We start from the raw sequence: 26398 nt of genomic DNA, 5'->3' as shown, positions 1-26398 counted from the left end.
GCGGACGGGGTGTTCCGCGACGGGGAAACGGCCTCTTGAGTCAGGGTCCGTGTGCCTCTCGCCTCCCGCTGATTATCCTGGAAGAGGCGATGACCGTCACACTTCACGTCTGCATCACCTGCCGCGCCGGCCAGACGCTTGGCGAGGGCGAGACGACGCCCGGCAAGCGCCTGCATGGTGCGATCCTCGACGCGGGCGTGCCCGACGGCGTCACCGTGGTTCCCGTCGAATGCCTGTCGGCCTGCAGCCAGGGCTGCTCGGTCGCGCTCAGCGCGCCCGGCCGCTGGTCCTATGTCTATGGCCGCCTGTCGGAGACGAATGCGCAGGACGTGGTCGCGGGCGCGGCGGCCTATGCGGCGGCGCCGGATGGCCTCGTGCCCTGGCGCAGCAGGCCGGAAATATTCCGCAAGCAGTCACTTGCCCGCATTCCCCCCATTGCCGTCGTGCCGGAGGCCGCCGAATGAACTCGCTCGCAAAAATCCCCGTCACGGTGGTCACGGGGTTTCTAGGTTCCGGCAAGACCACGCTGATCCAGCATCTGCTTGCCAATGCGAACGGCAAGAAACTCGCCGTGCTCGTCAACGAGTTCGGCAGCGAGGGCGTCGACGGCGAGATATTGAAGTCGTGCGCCGATGCGAACTGTCCGGAGGAGAACATCATCGAGCTCGCCAACGGCTGCATCTGCTGCACCGTCGCCGACGATTTCATTCCGACGATGGAGAAATTGCTGGCGCGCCCGGTGCGGCCCGATCACATCCTGATCGAGACCTCGGGCCTGGCACTGCCGAAGCCGCTGCTGAAGGCGTTCGATTGGCCCGAGATTCGCTCGCGCATCACGGTGGACGGCGTGATCGCGCTGGCCGATGCCGAGGCCGTCGCGGCGGGCCGCTTCGCGCCGGACCCGATTGCCGTCGAAGCGCAGCGCGCGGCGGACGAGAATCTCGATCACGAGACGCCGCTGTCGGAAGTGTTCGAGGACCAGATCGCCTGCGCCGACATCGTGCTGCTGACCAAGGCGGATCTAGCGGGGGCGGCGGGAATCGAAGCCGCCAGGGCGGCGATCACCGCCGAGATGCCGCGCCGCGTGCCGATGCTTTCCGTCACCGACGGTGCGATCGATGCGCGCGTCATTCTCGGCCTCGGCGCTGCCGCCGAGAACGATCTCGCCGCGCGCCCGTCGCACCATGACGGCGAGGAGGAGCATGAGCACGACGATTTCGCCTCCGTCGTGATCGATCTTCCGGAAGTCGCGGATATCGATGCGCTGGTCGCCTCGGTCCAGCGTCTGGCGCGCGAGCAGAACGTGCTGCGCGCCAAGGGCTATATCGCGGTCGCGGGCAAGCCGATGCGCCTCTTGCTGCAGGCCGTCGGCGAGCGCGTGCGCCACCAGTTCGACAGGCCCTGGGGCGCGGGTGTCAGGCAGTCGAAGCTCGTCGTGATCGGCGAGCATGGCGATATCGACGAGGCTGCGATCAAGGCAGGACTTGGTATCTGATGCACGTCGTCTTCCGCGAGAGCCGTGGTCTCGAGGAGACCGCGACACCAAGAGACATCGGCCAGGACCCGGCCGATCTCGTGGTGCTCTCGTATTCGGATTCCGATCTTGCGGCGTTCGCGGCCGGCTGGCGGCGTGGCCGGAGCAGCCTGCCATCGCTGCGGCTCGCCAATCTCGCCGAGCTCCGTCATCCGCTGTCGGTCGACACCTATATCGAGCGCACGCTGTCGCAGGCGCGCGGCATCCTGGTGCGGCTGATCGGCGGTGAGTCCTATTGGCCGTATGGGCTCGCGGCCCTGCAGCAACTCGCCAAGGATCGCAACATCGTGCTGGCGGTGCTGCCGGCCGATGGCCGCGACGACGCGCGGCTCGATGCGTACTCGACCTTGCCGGTCTCGACGCTGCGCCGGCTCAAGGTACTCTGCGACACCGGTGGTCCGGTCGCGGCGCAGGCGGCGATCGCGCAGCTTGCGCTGGCCTCGGGCCTCTATGCGGGACCGGTCGTCGGCGAGATGATCGTGCCCGAGATGGGCTTTTATGATCCCGAGTGCGGCGTGATTGCGGCGCCGGCCGGCGCCGAGAAGAAGCCGCGCGCGCTGGTGACGTTCTATCGTTCTTATCTCACGGCTGCGGACACCGGTTCGGTCGATGCCCTGATCGCGGCGCTGCGCCAGCGCGGCTTCGATGCGTATGGCGTATTCGTCAGCTCGCTGAAGGCCGCGGGCGTCGCGGATTGGCTACGCACGCATCTTGCGCAGGATCCTCCAGCCGCGATCGTCAATGCAACGGCGTTCTCTGCGATCGGCGATGACGGCACGACGCCGTTCGATGCCGCGACATGCCCCGTGTTTCAGGTCGCGCTCTCCACGGCGCGGCGCGAGGACTGGGCGGAGTCGCTGCGCGGCCTGTCGCCCGGCGACCTCGCCATGCATGTGGTGCTGCCCGAGGTCGACGGACGCCTGTTCGCGGGCGTGATGAGTTTCAAATCGGCCGCTATGCGCGATCCGGATCTGCAATTCTCGCATCTGGCGCACACGCCCGATGCGGAGCGTGTGACGGCGGTCGCCGTGCGCGTCGCGGCCTGGCGACGCCTTGCCGAGACGCCGGCCGGCGAGAAGCGGCTGACGATCGTGCTGTCGAACTATCCCGGCCGGCCGCACCAGATCGCGCATGCGGTTGGTCTCGATGCGCTGGCTTCGGTCGAGGCCCTGGTGTCTGATCTTTCGGAGGCCGGATACGCTGTCGCTCCGGTTCATGCGCTCGGCGAGACGCTGCTGAAGCAGCAATTGATCTGGAATGTCGCCGAGTACCGGGCGGCGCTCTCGCGCCTGCCGCAGGCCTTGCAGGACGATCTCGCGCAGGCCTGGGGCGCGCCGGAAGACGATCCGAGCTGCCGCGACGGCGCGTTCTATTTCGCCGCGATCGAATGTGGTCGGTCGATTGTCGCAATTCAGCCGGAACGCGGCGAAGCGGCCTCGCGCGATGCCGACTATCACGATCTCGCCCGCACGCCGCGCCATGCCTACGTCGCCTTCTATCTCTGGCTCAGTCAGCACGGCTGTGACGCCGTCCTGCACATGGGTGCGCATGGCACGCTGGAGTGGCTGCCCGGGAAATCCGTGGCGCTGTCATCTGCGTGCTGGCCGGAAGCCCTGACCGGCGATCTGCCCGTCATCTATCCCTTCATCGTCAACGATCCCGGCGAGGCCGCGCAGGCCAAGCGGCGCATCGGCGCGGTCACGATCGGCCATTTGCCGCCGCCGCTGGAAACATCCGCGGTACCGGAAGGGTTGCGCCGGCTCGAACGGCTGCTCGATGAATATTCGACCGCCGACGGTCTCGATCCCGCCCGCCGCCAGCGCCTGATCGCCGCGATCCGCGACGAGGCCCGTGCCGCCGGCCTCGAAGAGGATCTCGGCCTCGATGCCTCGGCAGCGCCGGCCGAAGCGATCCCGCGGATCGATCGCTTCGTCTGCGATCTCAAGGAGAGCCAGTTCGGCGACGGCCTGCACGTGTTCGGCCGCGGCGCCTGCGGTGAAGCGGAGCGGGACGCGCTGCTTGCCGCGCTGGCAGGCCGGCGCGTTGCGCCGGGCCCATCGGGCTCGCCCTATCGCGGACGCCAGGACGTGCTGCCGACCGGGCGCAATCTGTTCGCCGTCGATCCGCGCGCGGTGCCGACGCCGTCGGCGCATGCGCAAGGCATCAAGCTTGCGGAAGAGCTGCTCCGCCGTCACTTGCAGGATCATGGCGACTGGCCGAAGGGCCTCATCGTCGATCTCTGGGGCTCGGCGACGATGCGCACGGCGGGCGAGGAATTCGCCATGGCGCTGCACCTGGCCGGCCTTGCGCCGCGCTGGGATCACGCCTCCGGCCGCGTCATCGGCTACGACATCATCGCGCCGGCCGAGCTCGGCCGTCCGCGCATCGACGTCACGCTGCGCGTGTCGGGCCTGTTTCGCGATGTCTTCGCGGGTCTGGCGCAATTGTTCGAAGCCGCCTCCGAGGCGCTCGCGGCGCGCGAGGAGGAGGGCGATGAAAATCCGTACCGCCACCGCGCATCCCGCGTGTTCGCGCCGCGGCCTGGACACTACGGCGTTGGATTGTCCGCTATCCCGGATGCCTTCACGTCTGAGACACGCGATGCGGCCGGCGAAGCCTGGTTGTCGGCATCGTCCTGGGCGTTCTCGGCAGATGGTGCGATGCAGCCGGATCGTACCGGCATCGAGTCGCGTCTCGCGTCCGCAGACGCTTTTGTCCACATCCAGGACTTGCCTGAAACCGATCTGCTGCTTGCCGCCGACTATGCCGCGCATGAAGCCGGCGTAGCTGCGGCTGCGGCACATCTCGGCGCGGCGGGACCATCGCTCTATCACCTCGATGCGACACACCCCGAGCAACCTCGCGCGCGCACGCTGACGGAGGAGATTTCACGCGTCGTCCGGGCACGCGCGGCCAATCCGGCCTGGATCGCCGGCATGAAGCGGCATGGCTTTCGCGGCGCCGCCGAGATCACCGCGACGCTGGAGCACATGGCCGCCTTCGCGCACCTCGCCGGCGCCGTGCCGCCACATCTGTTCGACCTCTATTACGATGCCACGCTCGGCAACGACGACGTCCGGGCCTTCATGGCCCGCGAAAATCCGTCCGCGCTCGCCGCGATGGAAATCTGCTTCACACGCCTGCACGACGCCTCACTCTGGCGAACCCGCCGCAATTCGATCGCGGCGGCACTGCGGGAGGCTTCATGAGCGCGGCCGCGGTCAAGGGCTGGTGTCCCGGCGCGCTGCGCCCGATGCTGTCGGGCGACGGGTTCGTGGTGCGCGTGCGTCCGTTCGGCGGTCGACTTGAAGCGCCACAGATCTCAGGGCTTGCCGAACTGGCCGAACGCTTCGGCAATGGTCTGATCGACGTCACACGCCGGGCCAATCTCCAGATCAGGGGCGTCAAGGAAGAGAGCCATCGGCCGTTGCTCGACGGCCTTGCGCAGCTCCAGCTGCTCGACCCCGACGCTGAGATCGAAGCTCGGCGCAACATCCTGGTGACGCCGTTCTGGAGCAACGGCGACGAAACGCAGTCGCTCGCCGCGGAGCTCGAGGAGGCGCTCGCCGATTCCGGCCTTGTGCTTCCCACCAAGTTCGGCTTCGCCATCGATGACGGAAGGTCGCGCGTTCTGGCTGGCGATTCCGCCGACATACGCATCGAGCGCGATCGCTCGGGTCGTCTCCTGGTGCGGGCCGACGGCGCAAGGCTTGGCCGCTCCGTCGCACGCGGACAGGCCGTGAGCACGGCGCTGGCGCTCGCAAGCTGGTTCATCATCTCCGGCGGCGCGAGGGACGGGCGAGGGCGCATGGCGGCCCACATCGCATCCGGCGCGGCGTTGCCTCAATCGCTGCGCGGCGAGACCGAGCCGGCGCCCGTGATGGCCGCGGCGCGGCCCGGGCACTATCCGCAAGGCGCGATGGTCGGCGTCGCGTTCGGGCAGATGCTGCACGCGACGCTCCACCAGTTCTCTGCTTGCGGACATGCGCTGCGCATGACCCCCTGGCGGATGGTCCTCAGCGAGGGCAAGCGCGAGATGCCGAGTGGGGCAGGCCTCATCACCGAGCCATACGACCCGGCGCTGCGCGTGATCGCCTGCAGCGGCGCGCCGCGCTGCCGCGAAGCCCATGCCGATACGCGCGCACTCGCAGCAGCGCTTGCGCCGCGCATTGCCGCCGATGCGCGGCTCCACGTCTCGGGCTGCGGCAAGGGCTGCGCCCATTCCGGCACGGCTGCGGTCACGCTGATTGCGACGCATGCCGGATTCGATCTCGTCCGCGACGGCTCGACCCGCGACGAGCCGGTCCTGCGCGGGCTGAGCGGCGCCGATATCGTCAGCGATCCCTCCATCCTGATCGGAGGGAACTGATGCCGCACACCTACGAGACCGACGGCGCGGCGATCTACCGGCAATCCTTCGCGACCATTCGGGCCGAGGCCGATCTTGCGCGCTTTACGCCGGACGAGGAGCCGGTGGTGGTGCGAATGATCCACGCCGCCGGCATGGTCGGCCTGGAGGCGCATATCCGCTTCACATCAGGCATGGCGACCCTCGCGCGCGCGGCGCTGCAGAAGGGCGCGCCGATCCTGTGCGACGCGCGCATGGTCTCGGAAGGCATCACGCGCGCAAGACTTCCCGCGGCCAATGCCGTCATCTGCACGCTCGGAGACGAATCCATTCCTGCGCTCGCGCAATCCATGCGCAACACGCGCTCGGCCGCGGCGCTGGAACTGTGGCGGCCGCATCTGGGCGGCGCGATCGTTGCGATCGGCAACGCGCCGACCGCGCTGTTTCATCTGCTCAACATGCTGGAGGATCGCGACTGCCCGCGGCCCGCGGCGATCATCGGCTGTCCCGTTGGCTTCGTCGGCGCGGCCGAATCGAAAGCCGCGCTGATGGCCGATCCGCCGGTCCCGGCGCTGACGGTCGAGGGCCGCCTCGGCGGCTCCGCGATCACGGTTGCTGCCGTGAACGCGCTGGCGAGCCGGAGCGAATAGCCATGGGACGCATCATCTGCTGCGGTCTCGGTCCCGGCGATCCTGATTTGATGAGCGTGCGCGCCGACCGCATGGTGCGCGGCGCAAAGCACGTTGCGTACTTTCGCAAGAAGGGACGGCCCGGACAAGCGCGCCGCATCGTCGAGGGCATGCTGGCGGCCGACGTCACCGAATATCCCATGGAATATCCTGTGACCACGGAGATCGCCTTCGACAGTCCCGACTACGTGCAGCTGCTCGCCGGCTTCTACGACGAATGGGCGGAGCGCCTGGCGCGGCTGGCGCGCGCGGTCGATGTCGTCGTGCTCTGCGAAGGCGATCCGTATTTCTATGGCTCCTTCATGCATCTGCACACGCGCCTGCAAGGCCGTGTCGAGATCGAGGTGAGCGCCGGCATTCCCGGGATGGTCGGCTGCTGGAACGGCGTCGGGCAGCCCATCGCGCTCGGCGACGACGTGACGACGGTGCTGATGGGCACGCTCCCCGAGGGCGAACTCGAGCGGCGCATGCGCGATTCCGATGCGTTGGTCATCATGAAGACCGGCCGCAACATCGCAAAGGTGCGCCGCGCGCTCGCATCCGCCGGCCGGCTCGACGACGCCTGGCTGGTCGAGCGCGGCACCATGCCGGACGAGCGCGTGGTGCGGCTTGCCGAGATCGATGCCGCCGATTGCCCCTATTTCGCGATCGTGCTGGTGCACGGCAAGGGCCGGCACCTGGACGCTGCCGAATGACGGGCACGCTGACCATCGCGGGACTCGGACCGGGCAGCGATACGCTGGTGACGCCGGAAGTCTCGGCGGCGCTTGCCGCCGCGACCGACATCCTGGGCTACGCGCCCTATGTCGCCCGCGTGCCGTCGCGACCTGGGCTGACCCTGCATCCGTCAGACAATCGCGAGGAGCTGCAACGCGCGAGCGAGGCCTTGCGGTTGGCGGCCGAAGGCGGCCAGGTCGTCGTCGTGTCCTCCGGCGATCCCGGCGTGTTCGCGATGGCCTCGGCCGTGTTCGAGGCGCTGGAACAGGCGCCGCAATGGCAGGCACTGCCGATCCGCGTGCTGCCCGGCGTCACCGCGATGCTGGCGGCGGCCGCGCGCGCCGGCGCGCCGCTTGGTCATGATTTCTGCGCGATCAATCTCTCCGACAATCTCAAGCCGTGGGCCGTGATCGAGAAACGCCTCCGCCTCGCGGCTGAAGCCGATTTTGCCATCGCGATGTACAATCCGCGCTCGGCGAGCCGGCCGGAAGGATTTGGCCGCGCACTTGCGGTGCTTCGTGAGGCCGGCGCCGGCGAGCGTCTGGTGATCTTCGCGCGCGCGATCAGCGCGGCTGACGAGAAGATCGCGACCGTGACGCTGAACGAAGCGACGCCCGAAATGGCCGACATGCGCACGCTGGTGATCGTCGGCAATTCGCAGACGCGCCGCGTCGGCCCCTGGGTCTATGCGCCGAGGCGGCTAGAATGATCGAGCCATTGCATGATCTCGGCCACGCTCTCAACCCGCAGCCGCTCGGGCAGTCCTGGTCGCGAGATCATGATCACGGGCAAGCTAAGCATGCGAGCCGCGTCGATCTTGGCGCGCGCGCCGTCGCCGCCGGAATTGCGGGCGACGATCCACGCGATGCCGCGCGTGCGCAGCGTGTCCAGCTCGCCGTCGAGGGTGAAGGGTCCGCGCGACACGATCACATCTGCCGCGAAGGGCAGGGGCGCTTCGGGCGGATCGACGAAGCGCAGCGTGTAGGCATGCTGCGGCTTGCTCGCGAACGGCGCGATGTGTTGGCGGCCGATGGCAAGAAACACGTTTGCGGGCGCCACGGGCAGCGCGGCGACGGCCGCGTTGACGTCTGCCACCTCGATCCAGCTGTCACCGGGTGCTTTTGTCCACGGCGAGCGTTCGAGCGCGATCAACGGCGTGCCGGCTTCCGCGCACGCCACGATCGCGTTACGGCTCATCTCAGCCGCGAAGGGATGCGTCGCGTCGATCACATGCGTGATATTTTCACGACGAATGTAGTCGGCCAGCCCGCTCACGCCACCGAAACCGCCGATGCGGGTCGGCAGCGGCTGGTCGGCCGGCGCGCGGGTGCGGCCGCCATAGGAATAGACGGCGTCGATGCCGGCGCGCGCGATCTCCGCTGCGAGCAGGCTCGCATCGGCCGTTCCGCCCAGAATGAGGGCGCGCGTCATGTCTGATCCCTGGCTGACCATCATCGGTATCGGTGAAGATGGCCTTGCCGGGCTGTCCGAGGCAAGCCGAAAGGCGCTTGCCGAGGCTGAAACCGTCTTCGGCGGCGAGCGCCACCTTGCGCTTGCGGAGGTTGGCAGCCGCGGCCGCCCGTGGCCGGTGCCGTTCGACGCAAAGATCGTGCTGAGCTGCCGTGGCCGGCCAACGGCGGTGCTCGCCTCCGGCGATCCGTTCTGGCATGGCGCCGGCGCGAGCCTCGCCGAGATGCTCGGTGGCGACGAGTGGATCGCGCACCCTGCGCCGTCGACATTTTCGCTTGCGGCCGCGCGGCTCGGCTGGCGCCTCGAATCCGTGACGTGCCTCGGCCTTCATGCGGCGCCATTCGAGCGTCTCATCCCGCATTTGGCGCAAGGCGCACGCATCATCTGCCTGGTGCGCGACGCAACGGCGGTGGGCGATCTCGCGAAGTGGCTGACGCAACGCGGATGGGGTGCCTCACTCCTGTGGATTCTCGCTGCGCTTGGCGGCCCGCGCGAAAGTATCGACCAGCATCGCGCCGATCTCTTTGCCGAGGATATTGCCGGCAATCTGGTTGCGGTGGCGGTGCAGGCGCGGGGAGGCCAGGGCATTCCGCGCAGTTCGGGATTATCGGACGATCTCTTCGTCCATGACGGCCAGATCACCAAGCGGCCGGTGCGTGCGCTCGCCCTCTCGGCGCTGGCGCCGCGGCCCGGCGAACGGCTGTGGGACGTCGGCGCCGGTTCGGGTTCGATCTCGGTGGAGTGGGGGCTGTGCGGCGGGACGGCCACGGCCATCGAGCTGCGCGAAGATCGCGCCGCGAACATTCGCAGCAATGCAGCCGCGTTCGGATTGGCGCATCGGATCGTCATCGTTTCGGGGAAGGCGCCCGAAGCCTTTGCTGCGCTGGAGCCGCCGGATGCCGTCTTCATCGGCGGCGGCCTCGATGGCGCGATGTTCGATGCCGTCTGGGCGCGCCTCTCGCCTGGAGCGCGGCTCGTTGCACATTCAGTCACGCTGGAGACGGAAGCGCTGCTCAGCGAGCTGCACCAGCGCCATGGTGGCGAGCTGATGCGGGTCGAACTGGCGCATGCCGCCTCGCTCGGCCGCTACCGATCCTGGGAAGCGACGCGGCCGGTGGTGCAATGGAGTGCGGTCCGATGAAGGTCGCAGGTCTGGGATTCAAGAGCAACGTGACGGTCGCCTCGTTGCGCGAGGCGCTCGCGACGGCCGGCGGCCCCGAAGGTCTTGCGGCATTTGCGACCGTCAGCGACAAGGCCGACGCGGAGGCGCTGAAGCAGCTCGCGCGTGAATGCGGCATACCGATCAAGGCCGTTCCGGCCGACAGGCTGGTCGGCATCGACACGCCGACGCAGTCAAAACTCGTCGCGGAGAAGTTCGGGACGGGCTCGCTTGCCGAAGCCGCGGCGCTCGCAGCCGCCGGTCCCCGCGCGCGGCTGATTGCGGCGCGGGCTGTCTCGCAGGATCGCACCGCGACTGCTGCGATCGCCGAAGGAGACGGCGCATGACGGTGCATTTCATCGGCGCCGGCCCGGGCGCGCCCGATTTGCTGACGCTGCGCGGTCGCGATCTGATCGCCGCCTCTCCGGTCTGCCTCTATGCGGGTTCGCTGGTGCCGGAGGGCGTGCTGGCGCATTGCCCACCCGGTGCGCGCATCGTCAACACTGCGCCGCTGTCGCTCGACGAGATCATCGCGGAGATCGCCGCCGCGCATGCGGCAGGCAAGGATGTCGCGCGGCTGCATTCCGGCGACCTCTCGATCTGGTCGGCGATGGGCGAGCAGCTTCGCCGCCTGCGCGCGCTCGGCATTCCCTATTCGGTGACGCCGGGCGTGCCGTCCTTCTCGGCTGCCGCGGCCGCGCTGGGGGCCGAGCTGACGCTGCCCGGTCTTGCCCAAACGGTGGTGCTGACGCGCACGCCGGGGCGGGCCAGCGCGATGCCCGAAGGCGAAAAGCTCGCCGCATTCGCAGCGACCGGCGCGGTGCTCGCGATCCATCTGTCGATCCACCTGCTCGACAAGGTCGTTGCCGAGCTCACGCCGCATTACAGCGCGGACTGCCCGGTCGCGATCGTCTGGCGCGCGAGCTGGCCGGACCAACGCATCGTCCGCGCGACGCTCGGCACTCTTGATGCGGCTGTGGGCGGCGAGATGGAGCGCACCGCGCTGATCCTGGTCGGCAGGACGCTTGGCGCTGCGGATTTCGACGAGAGCCGTCTCTATGCCGCGGACTACGACCGCCGCTATCGGCCGGTCGGTGCCGAGCCGCGTTTTCCGGAGGCATCGTGATGGCCGCAGGGCTCGTCATCTCCGCGCCGGCCTCCGGTGTCGGCAAGACGACGCTGACGCTGGCGCTCGCCCGCGCCTGGCGCAATCGCGGAATGAACGTGCAGTGCTTCAAGAGCGGGCCGGACTATATCGATCCCGCGTTCCACGCCGCCGCGACGGGCCGCGCCTCCGTCAACGTCGACAGCTGGGCGATGGATCGCGGAGCAATCGCGCATCTCGTCAGCCGCGGTGCCGACGCCGATATCGTGCTCGCCGAGGGCTCGATGGGCCTGTTCGACGGCGTCGCCGCACGCGGTGTCTCCGGCACCGGCGCCACCGCAGACATTGCGGAGATGCTGGGCTGGCCGGTGGTTCTGGTGATCGATCCTTCGGGGCAAGCGCAGACGGCGGCGGCGATCGCCGCAGGCCTTCGCGATTATCGGGCCGGCGTGCGGCTTGCCGGCGTCGTGCTCAACCGCGTCGCCAGCCCGCGTCATGAAGATCTCGTGCGGCGTGCGCTCAACGAGGCCGGCATCGCCGTGTTCGGCGCGCTGCCGCGTCATGCCGAGATCAGCCTGCCGAAGCGGCATCTCGGCCTGGTGCAGGCCGAGGAGCGGGCCGAGATCGGCCAGCTGATCGACGAGGCCGCACGCTTCGTCACCGAGCATGTCGATCTCGATGCCGTGCTGCGGTCGGCGGCTCGCTGGTCGCCGCAACCTGCCGCGAACGGTCTCAACGTCGCGCCACCGGGGCAGCGCATTGCGCTCGCCCGCGATGCGGCTTTCTCCTTCGTCTATCCGCACATGCTGGAGGCTTGGCGCACGGCGGGCGCCGAGATCTCGACATTCTCGCCGCTTGCCGATGAAGTGCCTGACGCGAGCGCCGACGTCTGCTGGCTTCCTGGCGGCTATCCCGAGCTGCACGCCGGCAAGCTCGCGGCCAATGCGCGCTTTCAAAGCGGCCTGCGTGCCTTCGCCGAGACACGGCCGGTGCACGGCGAGTGCGGAGGCTACATGGCTCTGGGCACGGGCCTCACCGATGCCGACGGCCTCCGTCATGAGATGACGGGCCTGCTTGGCCTCGAGACCAGCTTTGCCAAACGCCGCATGCATCTGGGCTATCGTCTCGCCGAACTGGTTGCGCCGATGCCGGGGCATCAGCCCGGCGCACGCCTGCGCGGTCACGAGTTCCACTATTCGACGATCGTCGCGCAGCCGGATGCGCCGCTGGCGGTCGTGCACGATGCGACGGGCGCCGCCATGGCCGAGACCGGCTCGCGGCGCGGCCACGCCACCGGTACGTTCTTTCATCTGATCGCGGAGGACCGGTGAGAGGATTCGTGTCGTTCATTTCCGCCGGCCCCGGCGATCCCGAGTTGCTCACGGTGAAGGGCGCCGCGCGGCTGCGCGAGGCCGACGTCGTGCTCTATGACGACCTCGCCTCCGGCGCGATTCTGGATCTGGCGCGGCCCGGCGCCAATCTCGTCGCGGTGGGAAAACGGGCAGGGCGGCCCTCGACCAAGCAGCACCACGTCAACCGTCTCCTGGTCGACTATGCCGCGACAGGCGCGCGCGTGGTGCGGCTCAAGTCTGGCGATGCCGGCATTTTCGGCCGGCTCGAGGAAGAGCTGGAAACGCTGCGCGAAGCCGGCATCGGCTATGAGATCGTTCCCGGCGTCACATCCGCCTGTGTCGCCGCCGCCCAGGCCGGCATTCCCCTGACCCGTCGGCATACCTCCCGCCGGGTGCAGTTCATTACGGGTGCCGATGTCAGCGGCGAGCTGCCGTCCAACCTGAACTGGGCGGCGCTGGCCGATCCCGAGGCCACGACCGTGGTCTATATGGGCCGGCGTACCTTTCCGGCGCTTGCCGCGAAGTTGATCGCACACGGCCTCGCCGCAAACACGCCCGCGCTGTTTGCCGAATCCCTCGGCCGTCCCGACGAGCGGCTGGTCCGCACCACCATTGCCGAGCTCGCCGAGCAGCTTGCGCGGGGCGGCGCCGCGTCCACGGCGGCCGTGATCCTGTTCGGCGCGCTGGCAGGGGATTATCCGTCATGACGGCGGCGGTCGCCCTTCGCCTCTTGACGCCCGGCTCGCGAAAGGCGCACACAGGAGGGGCATGGTGCTCGACGCGGCGCAAAGCGCCGGAGCATAATCGGGAATGGGGGTGGGCGGACCCAGTTGCGGCGCCCGAAACCCCAGCCGCCCCCGCGACTGTAAGCGGTGAGGGGCTCCGAATCGCCACTGGGCCGCAAGGTCCGGGAAGGCCGGAGAACCCAGTGAACCGCGAGCCAGGAGACCGGCCCTGCACGTTTTGAGACCAAGGCCGTCGGGTGTGACGGCAGGAAGGAATTGAGCCATGCATATCGAACCGGGAATCGTCACGGGCGCCAAGCTCGTATTGAGCTACGCAACCGGCATCGCCGCAGGCGGCGTTGCGCTGAAGCTGGCGGCCGAAACCGTCCGCGCGCAGGGCGTCGGCTCGTTCGCGGCGCGCACGCTCGCCACCACGGGCCTCGTCTTCACCTTCTTCCAGGTCCTGCCGCACTTCCCGGTCGGCGTCTCCGAAGTGCACTTCATCCTCGGCTCGACCTTGTTCCTGCTCTTTGGTGCTGCGCCCGCCGCCTTCGGCCTCGCATTTGGCCTGCTGCTCCAGGGTCTGTTGTTCGAGCCCGCTGACCTGCCGCAATACGGCATGAACGTCACCACGCTGCTGGTGCCGCTGTTCGCGATCCAGGCCATCGCCACGCGCATCATTTCGCGTAACACCGCCTATGTCGATCTGAAGTACGGTCAGGCGCTGGCGCTGTCGACGACTTATCAAGCGGGTGTTGTCGCCTGGGTGGCGTTCTGGGCGCTCTACGGCTCCGGTTTTGCCATGAGCAATCTCGCCAACATCGCGACCTTCGCGGCCTCCTACGCGCTGGTCATCGTGATCGAGCCGCTCGCCGATCTCGCAGTGCTGGCGCTGGCGAAGTCGCTGCGCGGCGTCACCGCGCCCGGCCTCGTCACTCCGCGCCTGCACAACGCGGCCTGAGAGACAAGCGAACGGGCGGCCGTTGCGGCCGCCCGTCGCGCTCGCGATGCTCACGCTCTCCCTGATAGGCATCGGTTGCGGCGATCCCGAGCAGCTCACACGCGCCGCGATCGCTGCCATCAACGCGGCCGATCTCGTCCTGATCCCGCGCAAGGGGGCTGCGAAGTCCGATCTCGCAGATCTCCGGCGAACGATCTGCGCGGACGTGCTCACCAGCGACAAGACAGCCATCGCCGAATTCGACCTTCCCGTGCGCGACGCCGGTGAAGCTGATTACCGCAAGGGTGTAGACGATTGGCACGATGCGGTTGCCGCGACCTGGTCGCAGACGATCGCGAGGCATCTCGAAGGTGACGGCAAGGTTGCGCTGCTGATCTGGGGCGATCCGTCGCTCTACGACTCCTCGCTGCGCATTGCACGGCGATTGAATCCGTTGCCGAAGATCGAAGTCGTGCCCGGCATCACCTCGATCCAGGCGCTGTGTGCGGCGCATGCGCTGCCGCTCAACGACATCGGCGAGCCGTTCCTGGTCACGACAGGCCGCCGTCTGCGCGAAGGTGGCTGGCCGCAAGGTGTCGATACCGTGGTGGTGATGCTCGACGGCGGCACGGCGTTCCAGTCGCTCGATCCAGAGCGTTTGCATATCTGGTGGGGTGCCTATCTCGGCATGCCCGACCAGATCATCATGTCCGGCGCACTCGCCGAGATCGGCCCTCGTATCGTCGCGCTGCGGCAGGAGGCGCGCGAGCGGCACGGCTGGATCATGGACAGCTACATTCTCAAGCGCAGGGCGTAAGCGAGGCAGCATGCTTCCCGAATGGGTTTACCGGAACTGCCCCGAGGTCTCCGCGGTCCATCGCGAGGCCGCTATTGCGCGGCAGGCGCAACTGACGAAGCCGACCGGCGCGCTCGGCCGGCTCGAGCAGCTCGCGATCGAGCTTGCGGGCCTGCAGGCGACCGAAGAGCCGCGCGCATTGCGGGTGCCGATCATCATCTTCGCCGGCGATCACGGCATCGTCGCGCAGGGCGTGTCAGCCTATCCGCAAGCCGTGACGATCGCGATGATGGCGAATTTTGCCTCAGGCGGCGCGGCGATCTCGGTGCTGGCGCGTGAACTGGGTTCGAGCCTGGAGGTGGTCGACGCCGGCACGCTGGCCCAGGCGCAGATGGCGGGAATCGTCACCGACAAGCCGCGCAGCGGCACGCGCGATTTCAGCGTCGAGGCTGCGCTCACGCCCTCGGACCTGGCCTTTGCCTTCGAGGCCGGCCAGCGTGCGGTGGTGCGCGCAAAGGCCAGTCAGCCAGATCTCCTGATCTTCGGTGAGATGGGCATCGGCAACACCACGACCTCAGCGGCGATCGCGGCGAGCCTGCTTGGCGTGAGCGCCGGGGAGATCGCGGGCAGCGGCACCGGCGTCGATGCGGCCGGCCGCGCGCACAAGGCACGCGTGATCGATGCGGCGATCGCACGCCACGGTGTCGCTGGAGCGTCGGTCGAGCAGATCCTGTGCGCCGTCGGCGGCCTCGAGATCGCGGCGATCTCAGGAGCGATCATTGCGGCCGCGCAAGCCCGTATTCCCGTGTTGATCGACGGCTTCATCGTGTCCGTCGCGGCCCTGGCGGCGGCGCGTCTCAATCCGTCCTGCCAGCCGTTCCAGCTCGCCTCGCATCAATCGGCGGAGCAGGGGCATCGGCTGGTGTTGCGCGCGCTGAACGTTCAGCCGCTGATCAGCCTCGATCTCAGGCTCGGCGAGGGATCGGGCGCGGCCATCGCGCTGCCGCTGGTCCGATTGGCCTGCGCGCTTCACAACAGTATGACGACCTTCGCGCAGGCCAACGTGCCGGATCGCCCGGCCTGATGCGGCTCAAGCCACGCGCTGGTTGACGGAGACGACACGCCAGCCCGCCGCGAGGCGGTCGATCCGGGTCAGCGACAGCGGATCGATCACGAAGCGCAAGGCGGCCTGCGGCGTCAGGTCCAGTGCGATGCAGAGCGCGGCGCGGATGGTGCCGGAATGCACGACGAGCGTTGCCGATCCGGCCCCGATCCGCGACAGACCCAGCCGGACGCGGGCGATCTGATCCGCAAAGCTTTCGCCGTTCGGCGGCCGTCCGTGCGCCGGATCGTGCCAGAACTGCGCGTAAGTCTCGCCACCGGTCGCGGCGAGCTCGTCATGCCGGCAGCCGGTCCAGTCGCCGAAATCCTGCTCGCGGAATTCGCTGACCAATTCCGGTTCGAGCCGCAGTGCGCGCGCGGTCTCGACCGTACGCCGCGACGGACTGGCATAGGTGGTGGCATCCGGCGGCAAATGCTGCCGCAGAGCCACCAGTGCTGCGTGATCGCCGAGATCCGCCCGCGCATCAGCAGCATGGATCGTCCCCGCCACGCCCGCGATGGTCGCATGCCGTATCAGCCAGAGGAAGGTCTCGCCTTCCATGCTCATCTCCAGGGAAGTTGGTCGCTGTGGCCACAACGCCGCAACTGGCGCATTGACTCTGTCACGATGGTAATCCTAGATGATCGCGACGGTTTCCCCGAGAGGGAATGAAAAGGGAATGCGGTGCGGGGAAACTTGTCCCCAATGCCGCGGCTGCCCCCGCAACTGTAAGCGGTGAATCCTTCGTCACAAGCCACTGGGTCCTCGGTCCCGGGAAGGCGACGAAGCGGTCACGACCCGCGAGCCAGGAGACCTGCCGTCAGCCGTGGTCACACGCGAAGATGTCGGTCGGGGAGTACAGACATTCGGCTTCATCGGACGGCCCGAAAGGCCAACAGATGGGACCTCGTTCGCTGTGACGTGCCACTGACGTCATACCGAGGTTTCGTATCGTGTCTTCCACCTGTATCTTACGGCCGAGCCGCTTCCTGCTCGCCTCTGCTGCGTTCACGTCGTTCGTCATCGCCGATATGCCTGCCGCCCTGGCGCAGCAGGTCCGCGAACCCCTGCCGCCGGTCGAGGTCTCGCCTGCTGAAGCCGGCAGGCAGGCCAAGCCGGCCAACCGTGAAGCGCAGCGCGCGCGCCGTGCAGCTGCACGCCGGCCAGCGACCGCATCGGCTCCGCCCAAGCCCAGCGCGCCGGCCGCGCCAGCGCAGACGCCGCTCAACAGCAATGTCGTGGCCGAAAGCGCCTCGCGGCTCGGCCTGACGGTGCGCGAAACGCCCGCGACGGTCGAGGTGATCTCCGCCGAGACCATGCGCGAGCAGGGTTATCGAACGGTCTCAGAGGTGGCGCAGGGTGCCGTCGGCGTCACCTCCGGGGACAATCCGGCCGAGCCCGCGGCGTTTTCCATGCGTGGCTTCACCAACAGCCAGATCAATACGCTCTACAACGGCATCAAGATCGGTCCGCAGAACATGACCTCGCGGATCACCGACACCGCCAATCTGGAGGCCGTGGAGTTCGTCAAAGGCCCGGCCTCGCTGATGTCGGGCGAGGGCGCCGCTGGCGGGGCCATCAACTTCGTCACCAAGCAGCCGCACACCGGACCGATCCGGAACGAAGCCGAGTTTTCCTGGGACTCGCTCAACTCATTCCGCGCGCACTACGGCTCGGGCGGCAGCACCAATGTGCAGGGCCTCGACTATCGCTTTGACATCTTCCGCTCCGCCCTCAACGGTTTTGCCGACGACACCAACGTCAAGACGTTCGGCACGTCCGGCCAGCTCAATTACCGCATCTCCGACAGCCTCAAGATCTGGGGCGCGATCGAGTACCGCGAGGATCGCTCCAAGGCCTATTGGGGCGCGCCGCTGGTGCCGGTCGCTTTCAGCGGCTCGCATGCAACGACGGGGATCGTCTCCGGCAACTACGTGTCGAACTACAACGGGACGAATCTCGGTGCCGTCACCATCGACGACCGCACCTTCAACACCAACTATAACGTCCTCGACAACCGTAACGTCGCGCAGGAAGTGTGGCTGCGCGGCGGCTTCGAGCTGAAATTGGCGCCTGACCTGACGCTGAAGAGCCAGGCCTATGGCTATGGCGCAGAACGGAGCTGGTTCAACAACGAGATCGAGGCGTTCAATTCCACCACGAACCAGGTCGATCGCGAGCGCTTCTATGTCGCGCACAGCCAGCGCCTGGTCGGCAACATCACCGATTTGATCTGGGACGCGAATATCGCAGGCTTCGACAACCGGCTGGTCACGACCTTGTCGACAAGCTATCTCGATTTCGTCAGGCCGGGCGCGGCAAACTTTCCAGGCGATTCCGTTTCGCTGGTCGATCCCAATCGAGGCTACTACGGCCTGCTCACGACCCAGCAGCAGACCGCGCGCATCGACAACGAAGCGCTCTCGTTCGAGGACCGGCTAAAGCTCACGCGCAGCTTCGCGCTGGTCGGCGGCCTCCGCATCGAGCACATCGGGCTCGACCGCAATTCGACCAACGTGAGCGGGCAGGAGAAGGCAGGCTTTCCGTTCACGAAAGACTGGGCGCCGGTGACGGGCCGCATCGGCTACACTTGGGAGGCCGTTCCCGGCCTGACCTTCTTCAGTCAGTACGCCACCGGCGCCGATATCGCCGCCAACAACATCTTCCTGCTTGGGCCGACCCAGCCGCTCGACCTGACGACCGCGCGCACCTACGAGACCGGCGTCAAACATCTGTTCTGGGACAACAGGGCGGAATGGTCGTTCTCGGCCTACGACATCCTGCGCAAGAACGTCTACGCGGCGGCCGGCGGCATGCAGCTCAACATTGCCGGACGACAGGAGTCGAAGGGCGTCGAGCTTGCCGCGGCGGTGCGGCCGATCGAGCCGCTGCGACTGTGGGGCAACATCGCCTATGTCGACGCCCGCTATGCCGACTACGATTTCGCCGGCGGCTCGTTCTCCGGCAACACGCCGCCGAACGTGCCGCGTATCGTGGCCAATGCCGGCGCGTCGTATCGATTCTTCACGCCCTGGCCGGTGGAGTTCGGCATCACCGGCCGCCATGTGGGCGACCGCTACAACACCGATGCCAACGTCGTGACGATGAAGGCCTACACGGTCGCCGACGTCTATGCCTTCGTCGATATCCCCAAGACGGTGTTCAATGCGGTGGACCAGGCTCGCCTGACCTTCCGCATCCGCAACATCGCCGACAAGCGCTATGCGATCTGGGGCGATCCGTTCTACCCCGACCAGATCCTGCTGGGCGCGCCGCGCACCTACGAGATCTCGGCCGCGTTCAAATGGTAGGACGCTGAACGCATGATGGGCGCGATCGTCCTCTCGCACCGCTGGCTCGGGATCGCGTTCTGCCTGCTGTTCGCTATGTGGTTCGCGACGGGGATCGTGATGCACTTCGTTCCGTTTCCGTCGCTGACGGAAGCGGAGCGGTTTGCCGGGTTCGCGCCGGTGGATCGCGGCGAGATAAGGATTTCGCTCGGAGACGCCGTGGCCGCGAGCGGGATCGCGGATGCCACGCGCGTGCGGCTGATCCAGCGGAGCGACGGGCCGGTCTACATCGCGTCGGGACCGACGCGTTCCAGAGCGGTGCGCGCCTCCGACGGGCAGGATGCATCGGTGATCTCCGCCGATGCCGCGCTCGCCATCGTGCGAGCTCACGCCCGTCAGCGCGGATTCGACGCAGCACGCGCCACGATCACCGGGCATTCTGACTACGATCAATGGAGCGTGCCGAATGGATTCGATCGCCACCGGCCGTTGTTCCGCGCTGCGCTCGGCGATGCCTCCGGGACGGAGGTCTATGTCTCGTCATCGACCGGCGAGGTGGTGCTTGACACGACGCGCAGCGAGCGCGCCTGGAATTGGGCCGGCAGTGTTCTGCACTGGATCTATCCCACGGTTCTGCGAAGCAACTGGGCGCTGTGGGATCGGGTGGTCTGGACCTTGTCGCTGCTCGCATTGATCGCAGCATTGCTTGGTGCGGTGCTCGGGATCGCGCGGGTGAAGATTCGAGGACGCCTGATCTCTTCACCCTATCGTAGTTGGCATGCCCTGCACCACCTCATTGGCCTCGCGGCGATGCTCTTCGTGCTGAGCTGGATCTTCAGCGGCTGGCTCTCGATGGATCACGGGCGGCTGTTTTCGCGCGGACAGTTGACCCCGGCCGAGGCCGGCGCGATCAACGGTGTGCCGGACTGGAGGGAGGCCGCATCGCTCGATCGCCAGTCAATATCCTCCTCGGCCCGCGAGGTCGAATGGTTCGGCTTCAACGGCACTGTCTATCGGCGCGACCGGGTCGCGCTTGGCGGTCAGAGATTGATCAGGGCAGGGGATCTGCCGCACGATGAGCAGACGGGGTTTCTCAGCGCGCGCGAGTTATCGGCATTGACGGCGCGCCTCGCCCCCCGCTGCGGTGCACCGTCCGTCGTCGCCGATGACGATTTTTACAACGTGCGATCAACTCTTCCGGGTTCACCTGTCTATCGATTGCGCTGTGGCGAGCTCTGGTTCGACATCGATGGCGCGGAAGGCCGCGTGCTGCAACGGTTGGATGCTTCGCGGCGCGCTTATCGCTGGGTCTACAGCGCGTTGCACACGCTGGACTTCCCCGCTCTCATGGCACACCCGCGTCTGCGTGACGTCTTGATCGTTGGGCTCTGCGCACTCGGGCTGGCATTCTCGATCACGGGCATCGTCATCGGCTGGCGGCGTTTGCGTCAATCCAAACCGGTCTTGCCCGGCGCCCAATAGGCCTTGGTCCTCATCCGCGATGTTGCGACGCCGGCTGCTTTCAGGGCCCGGCTGATGCGCTGGATCGACGACGCCTTGCCGGTCAGGACGAAATGTGCGCTTGCGGAAAAGCGCAGCAGTTCGGCCTCGACGGCTGCGAGATGGGCATCCTCGGCGCTGCGCGCGATCAGTGTCGCACTGCCGAGACCGATCGTCGGCAGAACGGGACCTGCTTCTGCGGCATCCGAAACTTCGAACACGTGGATTGTACCGCCCGCCTGTCGGCTCTCCTGGAGTGCCGAAGCAAGGCCGAATGAGGTTTCATCGCCGAACAAGACTGTGGGCGGTTCTCCCGCGGAAGGTTCGAGTGAGCGGCGTGGGCCGAAGAGCCAGCACATGTCGCCTTCCTGCAAGCTGCTTGCCCACCGGCTGCCAGGACCGCTGCCGTGCGCGAAAGCCAGCAATGTCGTACGTCCGTTCTCCGCGTCCCACGACATCGGCGTGTAGGTTCGCGCGCTCAAGCCGGGTCCCATCGCGACCTGGATCTTCTGACCCACGGTCCACGCGAGGCCCTTGAGTGCGTCGCCCTCAAGCGCGATCGAGCGAAAGCGGGGCGAGAGCACCTCGATCCCGGCGATGCGCGCAGGGCGCATCAGCCATTGCAGCAACATGCGCGTGACCCGTCCCTGCGGCGGCTTCGATGGCTCGGACATCCGGGGTTGGTCGGGCTCGTTCAAACCCTGGCTCCAATCATTTCTCAGCGGCCGGGACTACTTGGTCCTGACGGTCAGTTCGTTGCCGCGCCCCGGATTGAACGGCAGCGGCAGCGAGAGATAGCCGTTCTGGGGATCGCGGACGTAGTCGAGATAGCCCGCGCCTTCCGCAAACGCGTTCTCGCCAATGATCACTGCGCCGCACTTCAGGTGGGGCTCGAGCAGCTTCAGGATGGGAAGATAGAGCGTGAACGCGCCGTCGAGCATCACCATGTCGATATCGCCGCCGACGCCGGCTTTGAGGGTCTCGCGAGCATCACCGACGCGAAATTCGACCAGGTCGTCGAGCCCTGCGGCAGCGAGGTTGGCGCGTGCACGCGCGATCTTGGCGGGCTCGAGATCGGTCCCGATCAGGCGGCCGCCGCTCATGTCGCGCAAGGCAGCGGCCATGTAAATGGCGGAAATCCCCATCGAAGAGCCGAACTCCACGATGCGCGTCGCCCTGCAGGCGCGAGCGCAGAGGTAGAGAAAACGTCCGAATTCGGGGGAGACATTCAGAAAATTGTCCGCGAGCCCGCGATAGACCCCCGCGAGATCCCTGGTCTCGGATTCGATGAAGTGGCTGATGGCACCCTGCTGATCGGTTGCTTCGCCCATGGCTTGCATCAGCGGCGCATCGGCCGCATCCGCTTCCCTATGAAGACGAAGGAGAACGTCGGCGACAAGGCCTTGGCTGAGGGAATCCATGTTTCTCGGCTCCGGAAAATGCGCCCGCGGACGGGCCTTGGAGCCTGAATACGGAATCGGTCTGCCGGCCGCATTCCGTGAACCTGACAATCGATTGCGATTTCCGGTCAGTGCGCGAGGACGCGGCGCTCGGCGAGGTATCGCGCGGGCGGCTTGCCCAGGGCTTTGCGGAACATGGTGACGAAGGCGCTCGCGCTTTCATAGCCGAGATCGAGCGCCACAGCCTGCACCGATGCCCCCTGATCGAGGCGCTGAAGCGCGATGAGGATGTGGAGCTGCTGGCGCCATCGGCCGAAGCTCATGCCGGTCTCGCGTTGCAGGATACGGGTGAGGGTTCTGGGAGCAACGGCCATGCGCCGGCCCCAGTCCTCGATCGTCGCGCGGTCGGAAGGGTTGGCCATCATCGCGCTCGCAATCCTGCGCAGCCTGGGATCGGCCGGCATGGGAAAACGCAGCTCGTCGACAGGCGCCAGCGAGAGCTGATCCAGCAGCACCGCCGCGATCCGCCCGTCTGGTCCGTCGAGGTCGTAGAGGGCCGGCATGTGCGTGGCATGGACCAGCAGACGTTCCAGCAAAGGGGAGACCGTCAGCGTGCAGCATTGGCGAGGCAGCGCCGGTGCCGCATTCGGCTCCAGGAACAGGCAATAGACCTCGACATTTCCAGCGACGCTCACGCCATGCGCAACATGGCCGGGAATCCAGACCGCGCAGCGCGGCGGCACGATCCACATGTTTCGCCCGGCTTCCAGCCTGACGATGCCGCGCCGGGCCAGGACGAGCTCGTCCTTGCTATGGGCGTGCATGGCCACCTCCGCGCCCTTCGTGACCATCTCGCCGCCGAAGGCTGCGATGGCGCGCGGCACGTCCTCCGGGTTGAAATCTATGGATTCATCGGGACGAAGGTCGCCGTTGTCGAGCCGGAAGAAGGGCATGGTGGGCGGATGACCGATTTGGATGCGATTGACTGGCTCCCGGCAATATCTGGCCCGCGGGTGCGACTTGCAATGCGCGCCGCCCCGATCTCGATCGGTTCTAACCGTGGATTTGCCTCCACGAACTGGTGCCCGGGAAGGTCAGTGATGCGCCGCGGCGGCATCACGGATCCCTTTTCGTCGCCTGTCTTTCGGTGTAGCTCTGCGCCGGCTTCAGATGGCGGCGCCAGACCCGTCGGAGACCGAGAATCATGCAGGAGGCAGCACGGATGTACCCGAAAGTTCAGATGTTCATCGCCGGCGAGTGGACCGATGGTTCGTCCGGCAAGTCGGAGGACATCCTCAATCCCGCCACCGGCCAGCCGATCGGCAAGACCCCGCATGCCTCGCGTGGGGATCTCGACCGCGCGCTGGAGGCGGCCAAGGCCGGCTTCGAGATCTGGCGCAAGACCTCACCGTTCGACCGCTACAAGCTGATGCGCAAGGCCGCCGACATCATCCGCTCGCGCGCCGCCGAGATCGCGCCCGTGATGACCATGGAGCAGGGCAAGCCGGTGGTGGAAGCGCAGGGCGAGACCATGCTGGCCGGCGACCTCATCGACTGGTTCGCGGAAGAGGCGCGCCGCGCCTATGGCCGCATCGTGCCGCCGCGGATGGGCAACGTCACCCAGCTCGTGACCAAGGAGCCGGTCGGCCCGGTCGCGGCTTTCACGCCCTGGAACTTCCCGATCAACCAGGCGGTGCGCAAGATCTCGGCCGCGCTGGCCGCGGGCTGCTCGATCATCGTCAAGGGACCCGAAGAGACGCCTGCAAGCTGCATGGAGCTGGTGCGGGCCTATGTGGATGCGGGCATTCCGGCCGGCGTCGTGCAACTGGTGTTCGGCGTGCCGGCGGAAGTGTCGGAGTATCTCATTCCGCACCCGATCATCCGCAAGATCAGCTTCACCGGCTCGACCGCCGTCGGCAAGCATCTGGCTGCGCTCGCGGGCTTGCACATGAAGCGCGTCACCATGGAGCTGGGCGGCCATGCGCCGGCGATCGTGTTCGCGGACGCGGACCTCGACAACGCCGCAAAGATCCTGTCGGCCAACAAGTTCCGCAACGCCGGCCAGGTCTGCGTCTCGCCGACGCGCTTCCTGGTGCATGAGAGCGTCTACGAGCCCTTCGTCGACAAATTCGTGGCGGCGGCCAAGAGCCTCAAGGTCGGCAATGGCCTCGACAAGGACACGCGCATGGGACCGCTGGCGAACCCGCGCCGCGTCGACGCCATGGAGGGCCTCGTCTCCGACGCGGTCCAGCGCGGCGCCAAGGTCAAGGCCGGCGGCAAGCGCATCGGCAATGAAGGCTTCTTCTTCGAACCGACGGTGCTCACCGACGTGCCGCGCGACGCGCGCATCATGAACGAGGAGCCGTTCGGCCCGCTGGCGCCGATTACCTCGTTCCGCAGCTATGACGAGGTGGTGGCCGAGGCCAACCGTCTGCCTTACGGCCTGGCGGCCTATGCCTACACCACCTCGACCAAGACGATGCAGGCCATCGGTGCCGACATCGAGAGCGGCATGGTCTCGATCAACCATCACGGCCTCGCGCTGCCCGAAGTGCCGTTCGGCGGCATCAAGGATTCCGGCTACGGCTCCGAAGGCGGCCTCGAGGCGATCGAGGGCTATCTCAACACGAAGTTCGTGACCCAGGCGAGCGCGTAAGGAAAAGTCGCGCTGTCATTCCGGGGCGCGCCCCCGGAATGACAGCGGACAGGACCTGCGTTGCCTGGCAGGCGAGACATGAACAACAGCCGTCATCCGAGCAAGCGTGTATCCCTTGCCGGGATACATATCGACCGGACCTCCGCGGTGCCGCTGCACTTGCAGATCGTGAAGCATATCCGGGACGGCATTCTGTGCGGCGCCTTTCCCTCAGGAACGCAATTTCTCGGTTCGCGCGAGATCGCGCGCGAACTGGGTTGCTCGCGGACCGTCGTGCTGACGGCATGGGATCTGCTCTACGCCGAGGGCTATCTGGAATCGACGCCGCGCGGCAGCGTCATGGTGGCGTCGGTGGCGGCGCCTCATGCCGAACCATCGTCCGCCTCGTCTGCGGCCAGGCCAGCCCACATGTCGGAGCGCTGGCGATCGCTGCTCGCCTTCGACTACGAGACCAACTGGCCGTCGGAGTTCAGTCCGGGCGCGCCTGACATCTCGACCTTTCCCTTCAAGGATTGGTCGCGCCTGCTGCGCCAGGCCTGGCAGAATCCAAGAGAGCAGGAGTGCCTCGATCTTCCGCCCGAAGGCCATCCGCGATTGCGGAGCGAGATCGCGAACTTCCTCAGCTCCGTGCGCGGTCTCGTTTGCTCGCCGGACGAGGTCGTCGTCACCTCCGGCACGTCGGGAGCACTGGATTTCTGCAGCCGGATGATCCTCGATCCCGGCGACGAGGTCTGGGTCGAGGAGCCAGGCTTCGTCGAGGCGCGATGGGCGCTCACGGCGGCCGGCGCAAACATCGTTCCGATCCCGGTCGACGACAAGGGACTGGTCGTCTCGGAAGGAATTCGGCGCGCACCACGCGCGCGCCTGATCGTGGTCACACCATCGCATCAATACCCGCTCGGGATCAGCATGGGCCTGGAGCGGCGGCTCGAGCTTCTCGACTGGGCGAACAAGAACGACGTCTGGGTGATCGAGGATGACTATAATTCGGAGTTCAGGCATCAGGACAGCATGATCGCCTCGCTGCGCTCGCTCGATCGCGAGGGCCGGGTGATCTACTTCGGCACCTTCTCGAAGATCATGATGCCGAACCTGCGGCTCGGATACCTCGTCGCGAACAGGCATTTCATCGAAGGATTCGCCAAGGGCCGTGCGCGCATCGACGTGCACACCTCCGGCATCGGACAGCTCGCCTTGGCGGAATTCATGCGGGAAGGGCATCTGCTGCGGCACCTGCGCGCAATGCGGCGGGTCTATGCTGCGCGGCGAAAGGCGCTGATCGAGGCGATCGGAGCGCTAATGCCGGATGATCTGACCGTCTCCTCCGCCGTCACCGGCCTCCACCTGGTGGCGCTGTTCACCGATGCGATGCAGGCGCGGATGAGCGATCGCGAGGCCGCCGCGGTCCTCAAGCAGGCCGGTATCCACGTGCAACCACTGTCGCAGAATTTCCTGGAACGGCCGACGCGGCAAGGCCTGGTGTTCGGCTACGGTCGGTTGCGCGTCGAGGATGCCGCTCCGCTGCTTGCGAGAATCGCAGCTTGCATCGGTGGTGGTTCTCGCAACGCACCGTCCGACCCGCCCGACACGCTCTCTTACTGATCGTACAATAAAG

Annotated in this window: 24 protein-coding genes and 2 riboswitches; of the genes, 19 read left to right on the top strand and 5 right to left on the bottom strand. The window is 67.1% G+C overall.

Translation table 11 applies throughout. The features are described 5' to 3' along the window. Positions 1 to 89: 89 nt before the first annotated feature. The 7 genes from ACM42_RS01100 to cobJ are packed head-to-tail and all read left to right on the top strand — an operon-like array spanning position 90 to position 7997. A complete protein-coding gene (locus ACM42_RS01100; RefSeq protein WP_131870075.1) occupies positions 90 to 464 on the top strand; it encodes a DUF1636 family protein in 375 nt (124 codons plus the stop codon). After that, positions 461 to 1495 carry a cobalamin biosynthesis protein CobW gene (gene cobW / locus ACM42_RS01095; RefSeq protein WP_271526282.1) on the top strand — a complete coding sequence of 345 codons (1035 nt, stop codon included), beginning with the start codon at positions 461 to 463 and terminating at the stop codon, positions 1493 to 1495. The genes ACM42_RS01100 and cobW overlap by 4 nt, the downstream gene beginning before the upstream one ends. Then, positions 1495 to 4743 (top strand): cobaltochelatase subunit CobN, encoded by a 3249-nt coding sequence (gene cobN, locus ACM42_RS01090; RefSeq protein WP_271526281.1) that lies wholly within the window; start codon positions 1495 to 1497, stop codon positions 4741 to 4743. The genes cobW and cobN overlap by 1 nt, the downstream gene beginning before the upstream one ends. Then, positions 4740 to 5903 (top strand): precorrin-3B synthase, encoded by a 1164-nt coding sequence (gene cobG / locus ACM42_RS01085; protein ID WP_271526280.1) that lies wholly within the window; start codon positions 4740 to 4742, stop codon positions 5901 to 5903. The genes cobN and cobG overlap by 4 nt, the downstream gene beginning before the upstream one ends. Next, positions 5903 to 6532: a precorrin-8X methylmutase gene (locus tag ACM42_RS01080; RefSeq protein WP_271526279.1), complete on the top strand. Its 630-nt coding sequence runs from the start codon at positions 5903 to 5905 to the stop codon at positions 6530 to 6532. The genes cobG and ACM42_RS01080 overlap by 1 nt, the downstream gene beginning before the upstream one ends. A gap of 2 nt (positions 6533 to 6534) precedes the next feature. Further along, a complete protein-coding gene (locus ACM42_RS01075) occupies positions 6535 to 7266 on the top strand; it encodes a precorrin-2 C(20)-methyltransferase (protein ID WP_271526278.1) in 732 nt (243 codons plus the stop codon). Further along, complete coding sequence (gene cobJ, locus ACM42_RS01070) at positions 7263 to 7997, top strand: precorrin-3B C(17)-methyltransferase (protein WP_271526277.1); 735 nt, start codon at positions 7263 to 7265, stop codon at positions 7995 to 7997. The genes ACM42_RS01075 and cobJ overlap by 4 nt, the downstream gene beginning before the upstream one ends. On the opposite strand, the gene ACM42_RS01065 is transcribed toward cobJ, so the two are convergent. Then, positions 7973 to 8719, bottom strand: coding sequence for a cobalt-precorrin-6A reductase (locus ACM42_RS01065; protein WP_271526276.1), 747 nt, complete (start codon positions 8717 to 8719; stop codon positions 7973 to 7975). The two genes, cobJ and ACM42_RS01065, sit on opposite strands and share 25 nt — an antisense overlap. Here ACM42_RS01065 and cbiE point away from each other — a divergent pair. The 8 genes from cbiE to cobT all read left to right on the top strand — a co-directional run bounded on the left by cbiE (position 8718) and on the right by cobT (position 15919). Then, entirely contained in the window at positions 8718 to 9899 is a 1182-nt protein-coding gene (gene cbiE / locus ACM42_RS01060; protein WP_271526275.1) for a precorrin-6y C5,15-methyltransferase (decarboxylating) subunit CbiE, read from the top strand. The two genes, ACM42_RS01065 and cbiE, sit on opposite strands and share 2 nt — an antisense overlap. Further along, positions 9896 to 10264, top strand: coding sequence for a cobalamin biosynthesis protein (locus tag ACM42_RS01055; RefSeq protein WP_271526274.1), 369 nt, complete (start codon positions 9896 to 9898; stop codon positions 10262 to 10264). The genes cbiE and ACM42_RS01055 overlap by 4 nt, the downstream gene beginning before the upstream one ends. Next, positions 10261 to 11043, top strand: a complete 783-nt coding sequence (gene cobM / locus ACM42_RS01050; protein ID WP_271526273.1) for a precorrin-4 C(11)-methyltransferase — start codon at positions 10261 to 10263, stop codon at positions 11041 to 11043. The genes ACM42_RS01055 and cobM overlap by 4 nt, the downstream gene beginning before the upstream one ends. Further along, on the top strand, positions 11043 to 12353 hold the full coding sequence (locus tag ACM42_RS01045; RefSeq protein ID WP_271526272.1) for a cobyrinate a,c-diamide synthase: 1311 nt from the start codon (positions 11043 to 11045) through the stop codon (positions 12351 to 12353). The genes cobM and ACM42_RS01045 overlap by 1 nt, the downstream gene beginning before the upstream one ends. Beyond that, positions 12350 to 13081, top strand: coding sequence for a uroporphyrinogen-III C-methyltransferase (gene cobA / locus ACM42_RS01040; RefSeq protein WP_319326034.1), 732 nt, complete (start codon positions 12350 to 12352; stop codon positions 13079 to 13081). The genes ACM42_RS01045 and cobA overlap by 4 nt, the downstream gene beginning before the upstream one ends. Positions 13082 to 13126: 45 nt before the next feature. Further along, positions 13127 to 13345: riboswitch (cobalamin riboswitch) on the top strand. A gap of 37 nt (positions 13346 to 13382) precedes the next feature. Further along, positions 13383 to 14060: an energy-coupling factor ABC transporter permease gene (locus ACM42_RS01035; protein ID WP_271526270.1), complete on the top strand. Its 678-nt coding sequence runs from the start codon at positions 13383 to 13385 to the stop codon at positions 14058 to 14060. 46 nt (positions 14061 to 14106) lie between these two features. Next, positions 14107 to 14856: a precorrin-6A synthase (deacetylating) gene (gene cobF, locus ACM42_RS01030; RefSeq protein ID WP_271526269.1), complete on the top strand. Its 750-nt coding sequence runs from the start codon at positions 14107 to 14109 to the stop codon at positions 14854 to 14856. 10 nt (positions 14857 to 14866) lie between these two features. Then, positions 14867 to 15919, top strand: coding sequence for a nicotinate-nucleotide--dimethylbenzimidazole phosphoribosyltransferase (gene cobT / locus ACM42_RS01025; RefSeq protein WP_271526268.1), 1053 nt, complete (start codon positions 14867 to 14869; stop codon positions 15917 to 15919). Between the two features lie 6 nt (positions 15920 to 15925). Here the strand turns inward: cobT and ACM42_RS01020 are convergent, their stop codons facing one another. Next, positions 15926 to 16498: a histidine phosphatase family protein gene (locus ACM42_RS01020; RefSeq protein ID WP_271526267.1), complete on the bottom strand. Its 573-nt coding sequence runs from the start codon at positions 16496 to 16498 to the stop codon at positions 15926 to 15928. A gap of 72 nt (positions 16499 to 16570) precedes the next feature. Further along, positions 16571 to 16773: riboswitch (cobalamin riboswitch) on the top strand. A 117-nt stretch (positions 16774 to 16890) separates the two neighbouring features. Here ACM42_RS01020 and ACM42_RS01015 point away from each other — a divergent pair. Then, entirely contained in the window at positions 16891 to 19248 is a 2358-nt protein-coding gene (locus ACM42_RS01015) for a TonB-dependent receptor (protein WP_271526266.1), read from the top strand. A gap of 12 nt (positions 19249 to 19260) precedes the next feature. Continuing rightward, a complete protein-coding gene (locus tag ACM42_RS01010) occupies positions 19261 to 20709 on the top strand; it encodes a PepSY domain-containing protein (RefSeq protein ID WP_271526265.1) in 1449 nt (482 codons plus the stop codon). Here the strand turns inward: ACM42_RS01010 and ACM42_RS01005 are convergent. From ACM42_RS01005 to ACM42_RS00995, 3 genes are all read right to left on the bottom strand, one after another. Beyond that, positions 20676 to 21401 (bottom strand): siderophore-interacting protein, encoded by a 726-nt coding sequence (locus ACM42_RS01005; RefSeq protein WP_271526264.1) that lies wholly within the window; start codon positions 21399 to 21401, stop codon positions 20676 to 20678. The genes ACM42_RS01010 and ACM42_RS01005 overlap by 34 nt on opposite strands. Positions 21402 to 21458: 57 nt before the next feature. Further along, complete coding sequence (locus tag ACM42_RS01000; RefSeq protein ID WP_271526263.1) at positions 21459 to 22148, bottom strand: O-methyltransferase; 690 nt, start codon at positions 22146 to 22148, stop codon at positions 21459 to 21461. Positions 22149 to 22255: 107 nt separating this feature from the next. Further along, the gene (locus tag ACM42_RS00995; protein WP_271526262.1) at positions 22256 to 23080 is read right to left on the bottom strand and encodes an AraC family transcriptional regulator; all 825 of its coding nucleotides are present in this window, start codon (positions 23078 to 23080) and stop codon (positions 22256 to 22258) included. 269 nt (positions 23081 to 23349) lie between these two features. Here ACM42_RS00995 and ACM42_RS00990 point away from each other — a divergent pair, with 269 nt between their 5' ends. Both ACM42_RS00990 and pdxR read left to right on the top strand, forming a co-directional pair. Further along, positions 23350 to 24783 carry an NAD-dependent succinate-semialdehyde dehydrogenase gene (locus ACM42_RS00990; protein ID WP_028177772.1) on the top strand — a complete coding sequence of 478 codons (1434 nt, stop codon included), beginning with the start codon at positions 23350 to 23352 and terminating at the stop codon, positions 24781 to 24783. A 78-nt stretch (positions 24784 to 24861) separates the two neighbouring features. Then, a complete protein-coding gene (pdxR, locus tag ACM42_RS00985) occupies positions 24862 to 26385 on the top strand; it encodes a MocR-like pyridoxine biosynthesis transcription factor PdxR (RefSeq protein ID WP_271526261.1) in 1524 nt (507 codons plus the stop codon). Positions 26386 to 26398 lie beyond the last annotated feature (13 nt).

This window comes from Bradyrhizobium sp. CCBAU 25338, from assembly GCF_028128965.1.
GTDB classification, from domain to species: domain Bacteria; phylum Pseudomonadota; class Alphaproteobacteria; order Rhizobiales; family Xanthobacteraceae; genus Bradyrhizobium; species Bradyrhizobium liaoningense.
Note: the sequence above shows the minus strand (reverse complement) of the source record. Positions and strands in the feature narration are given on the sequence as shown.

Coding starts and splice junctions, on each gene's coding strand:
- ACM42_RS01100 (WP_131870075.1), top strand. CDS start 90: ATGACCGTCACACTTCACGTCTGCATCACCTGCCGCGCCGGCCAGACG.
- cobW (WP_271526282.1), top strand. CDS start 461: ATGAACTCGCTCGCAAAAATCCCCGTCACGGTGGTCACGGGGTTTCTA.
- cobN (WP_271526281.1), top strand. CDS start 1,495: ATGCACGTCGTCTTCCGCGAGAGCCGTGGTCTCGAGGAGACCGCGACA.
- cobG (WP_271526280.1), top strand. CDS start 4,740: ATGAGCGCGGCCGCGGTCAAGGGCTGGTGTCCCGGCGCGCTGCGCCCG.
- ACM42_RS01080 (WP_271526279.1), top strand. CDS start 5,903: ATGCCGCACACCTACGAGACCGACGGCGCGGCGATCTACCGGCAATCC.
- ACM42_RS01075 (WP_271526278.1), top strand. CDS start 6,535: ATGGGACGCATCATCTGCTGCGGTCTCGGTCCCGGCGATCCTGATTTG.
- cobJ (WP_271526277.1), top strand. CDS start 7,263: ATGACGGGCACGCTGACCATCGCGGGACTCGGACCGGGCAGCGATACG.
- cbiE (WP_271526275.1), top strand. CDS start 8,718: ATGTCTGATCCCTGGCTGACCATCATCGGTATCGGTGAAGATGGCCTT.
- ACM42_RS01065 (WP_271526276.1), bottom strand. CDS start 8,719: ATGACGCGCGCCCTCATTCTGGGCGGAACGGCCGATGCGAGCCTGCTC.
- ACM42_RS01055 (WP_271526274.1), top strand. CDS start 9,896: ATGAAGGTCGCAGGTCTGGGATTCAAGAGCAACGTGACGGTCGCCTCG.
- cobM (WP_271526273.1), top strand. CDS start 10,261: ATGACGGTGCATTTCATCGGCGCCGGCCCGGGCGCGCCCGATTTGCTG.
- ACM42_RS01045 (WP_271526272.1), top strand. CDS start 11,043: ATGGCCGCAGGGCTCGTCATCTCCGCGCCGGCCTCCGGTGTCGGCAAG.
- ACM42_RS01035 (WP_271526270.1), top strand. CDS start 13,383: ATGCATATCGAACCGGGAATCGTCACGGGCGCCAAGCTCGTATTGAGC.
- cobF (WP_271526269.1), top strand. CDS start 14,107: ATGCTCACGCTCTCCCTGATAGGCATCGGTTGCGGCGATCCCGAGCAG.
- cobT (WP_271526268.1), top strand. CDS start 14,867: ATGCTTCCCGAATGGGTTTACCGGAACTGCCCCGAGGTCTCCGCGGTC.
- ACM42_RS01020 (WP_271526267.1), bottom strand. CDS start 16,498: ATGGAAGGCGAGACCTTCCTCTGGCTGATACGGCATGCGACCATCGCG.
- ACM42_RS01010 (WP_271526265.1), top strand. CDS start 19,261: ATGATGGGCGCGATCGTCCTCTCGCACCGCTGGCTCGGGATCGCGTTC.
- ACM42_RS01005 (WP_271526264.1), bottom strand. CDS start 21,401: ATGTCCGAGCCATCGAAGCCGCCGCAGGGACGGGTCACGCGCATGTTG.
- ACM42_RS01000 (WP_271526263.1), bottom strand. CDS start 22,148: ATGGATTCCCTCAGCCAAGGCCTTGTCGCCGACGTTCTCCTTCGTCTT.
- ACM42_RS00995 (WP_271526262.1), bottom strand. CDS start 23,080: ATGCCCTTCTTCCGGCTCGACAACGGCGACCTTCGTCCCGATGAATCC.
- ACM42_RS00990 (WP_028177772.1), top strand. CDS start 23,350: ATGTACCCGAAAGTTCAGATGTTCATCGCCGGCGAGTGGACCGATGGT.
- pdxR (WP_271526261.1), top strand. CDS start 24,862: ATGAACAACAGCCGTCATCCGAGCAAGCGTGTATCCCTTGCCGGGATA.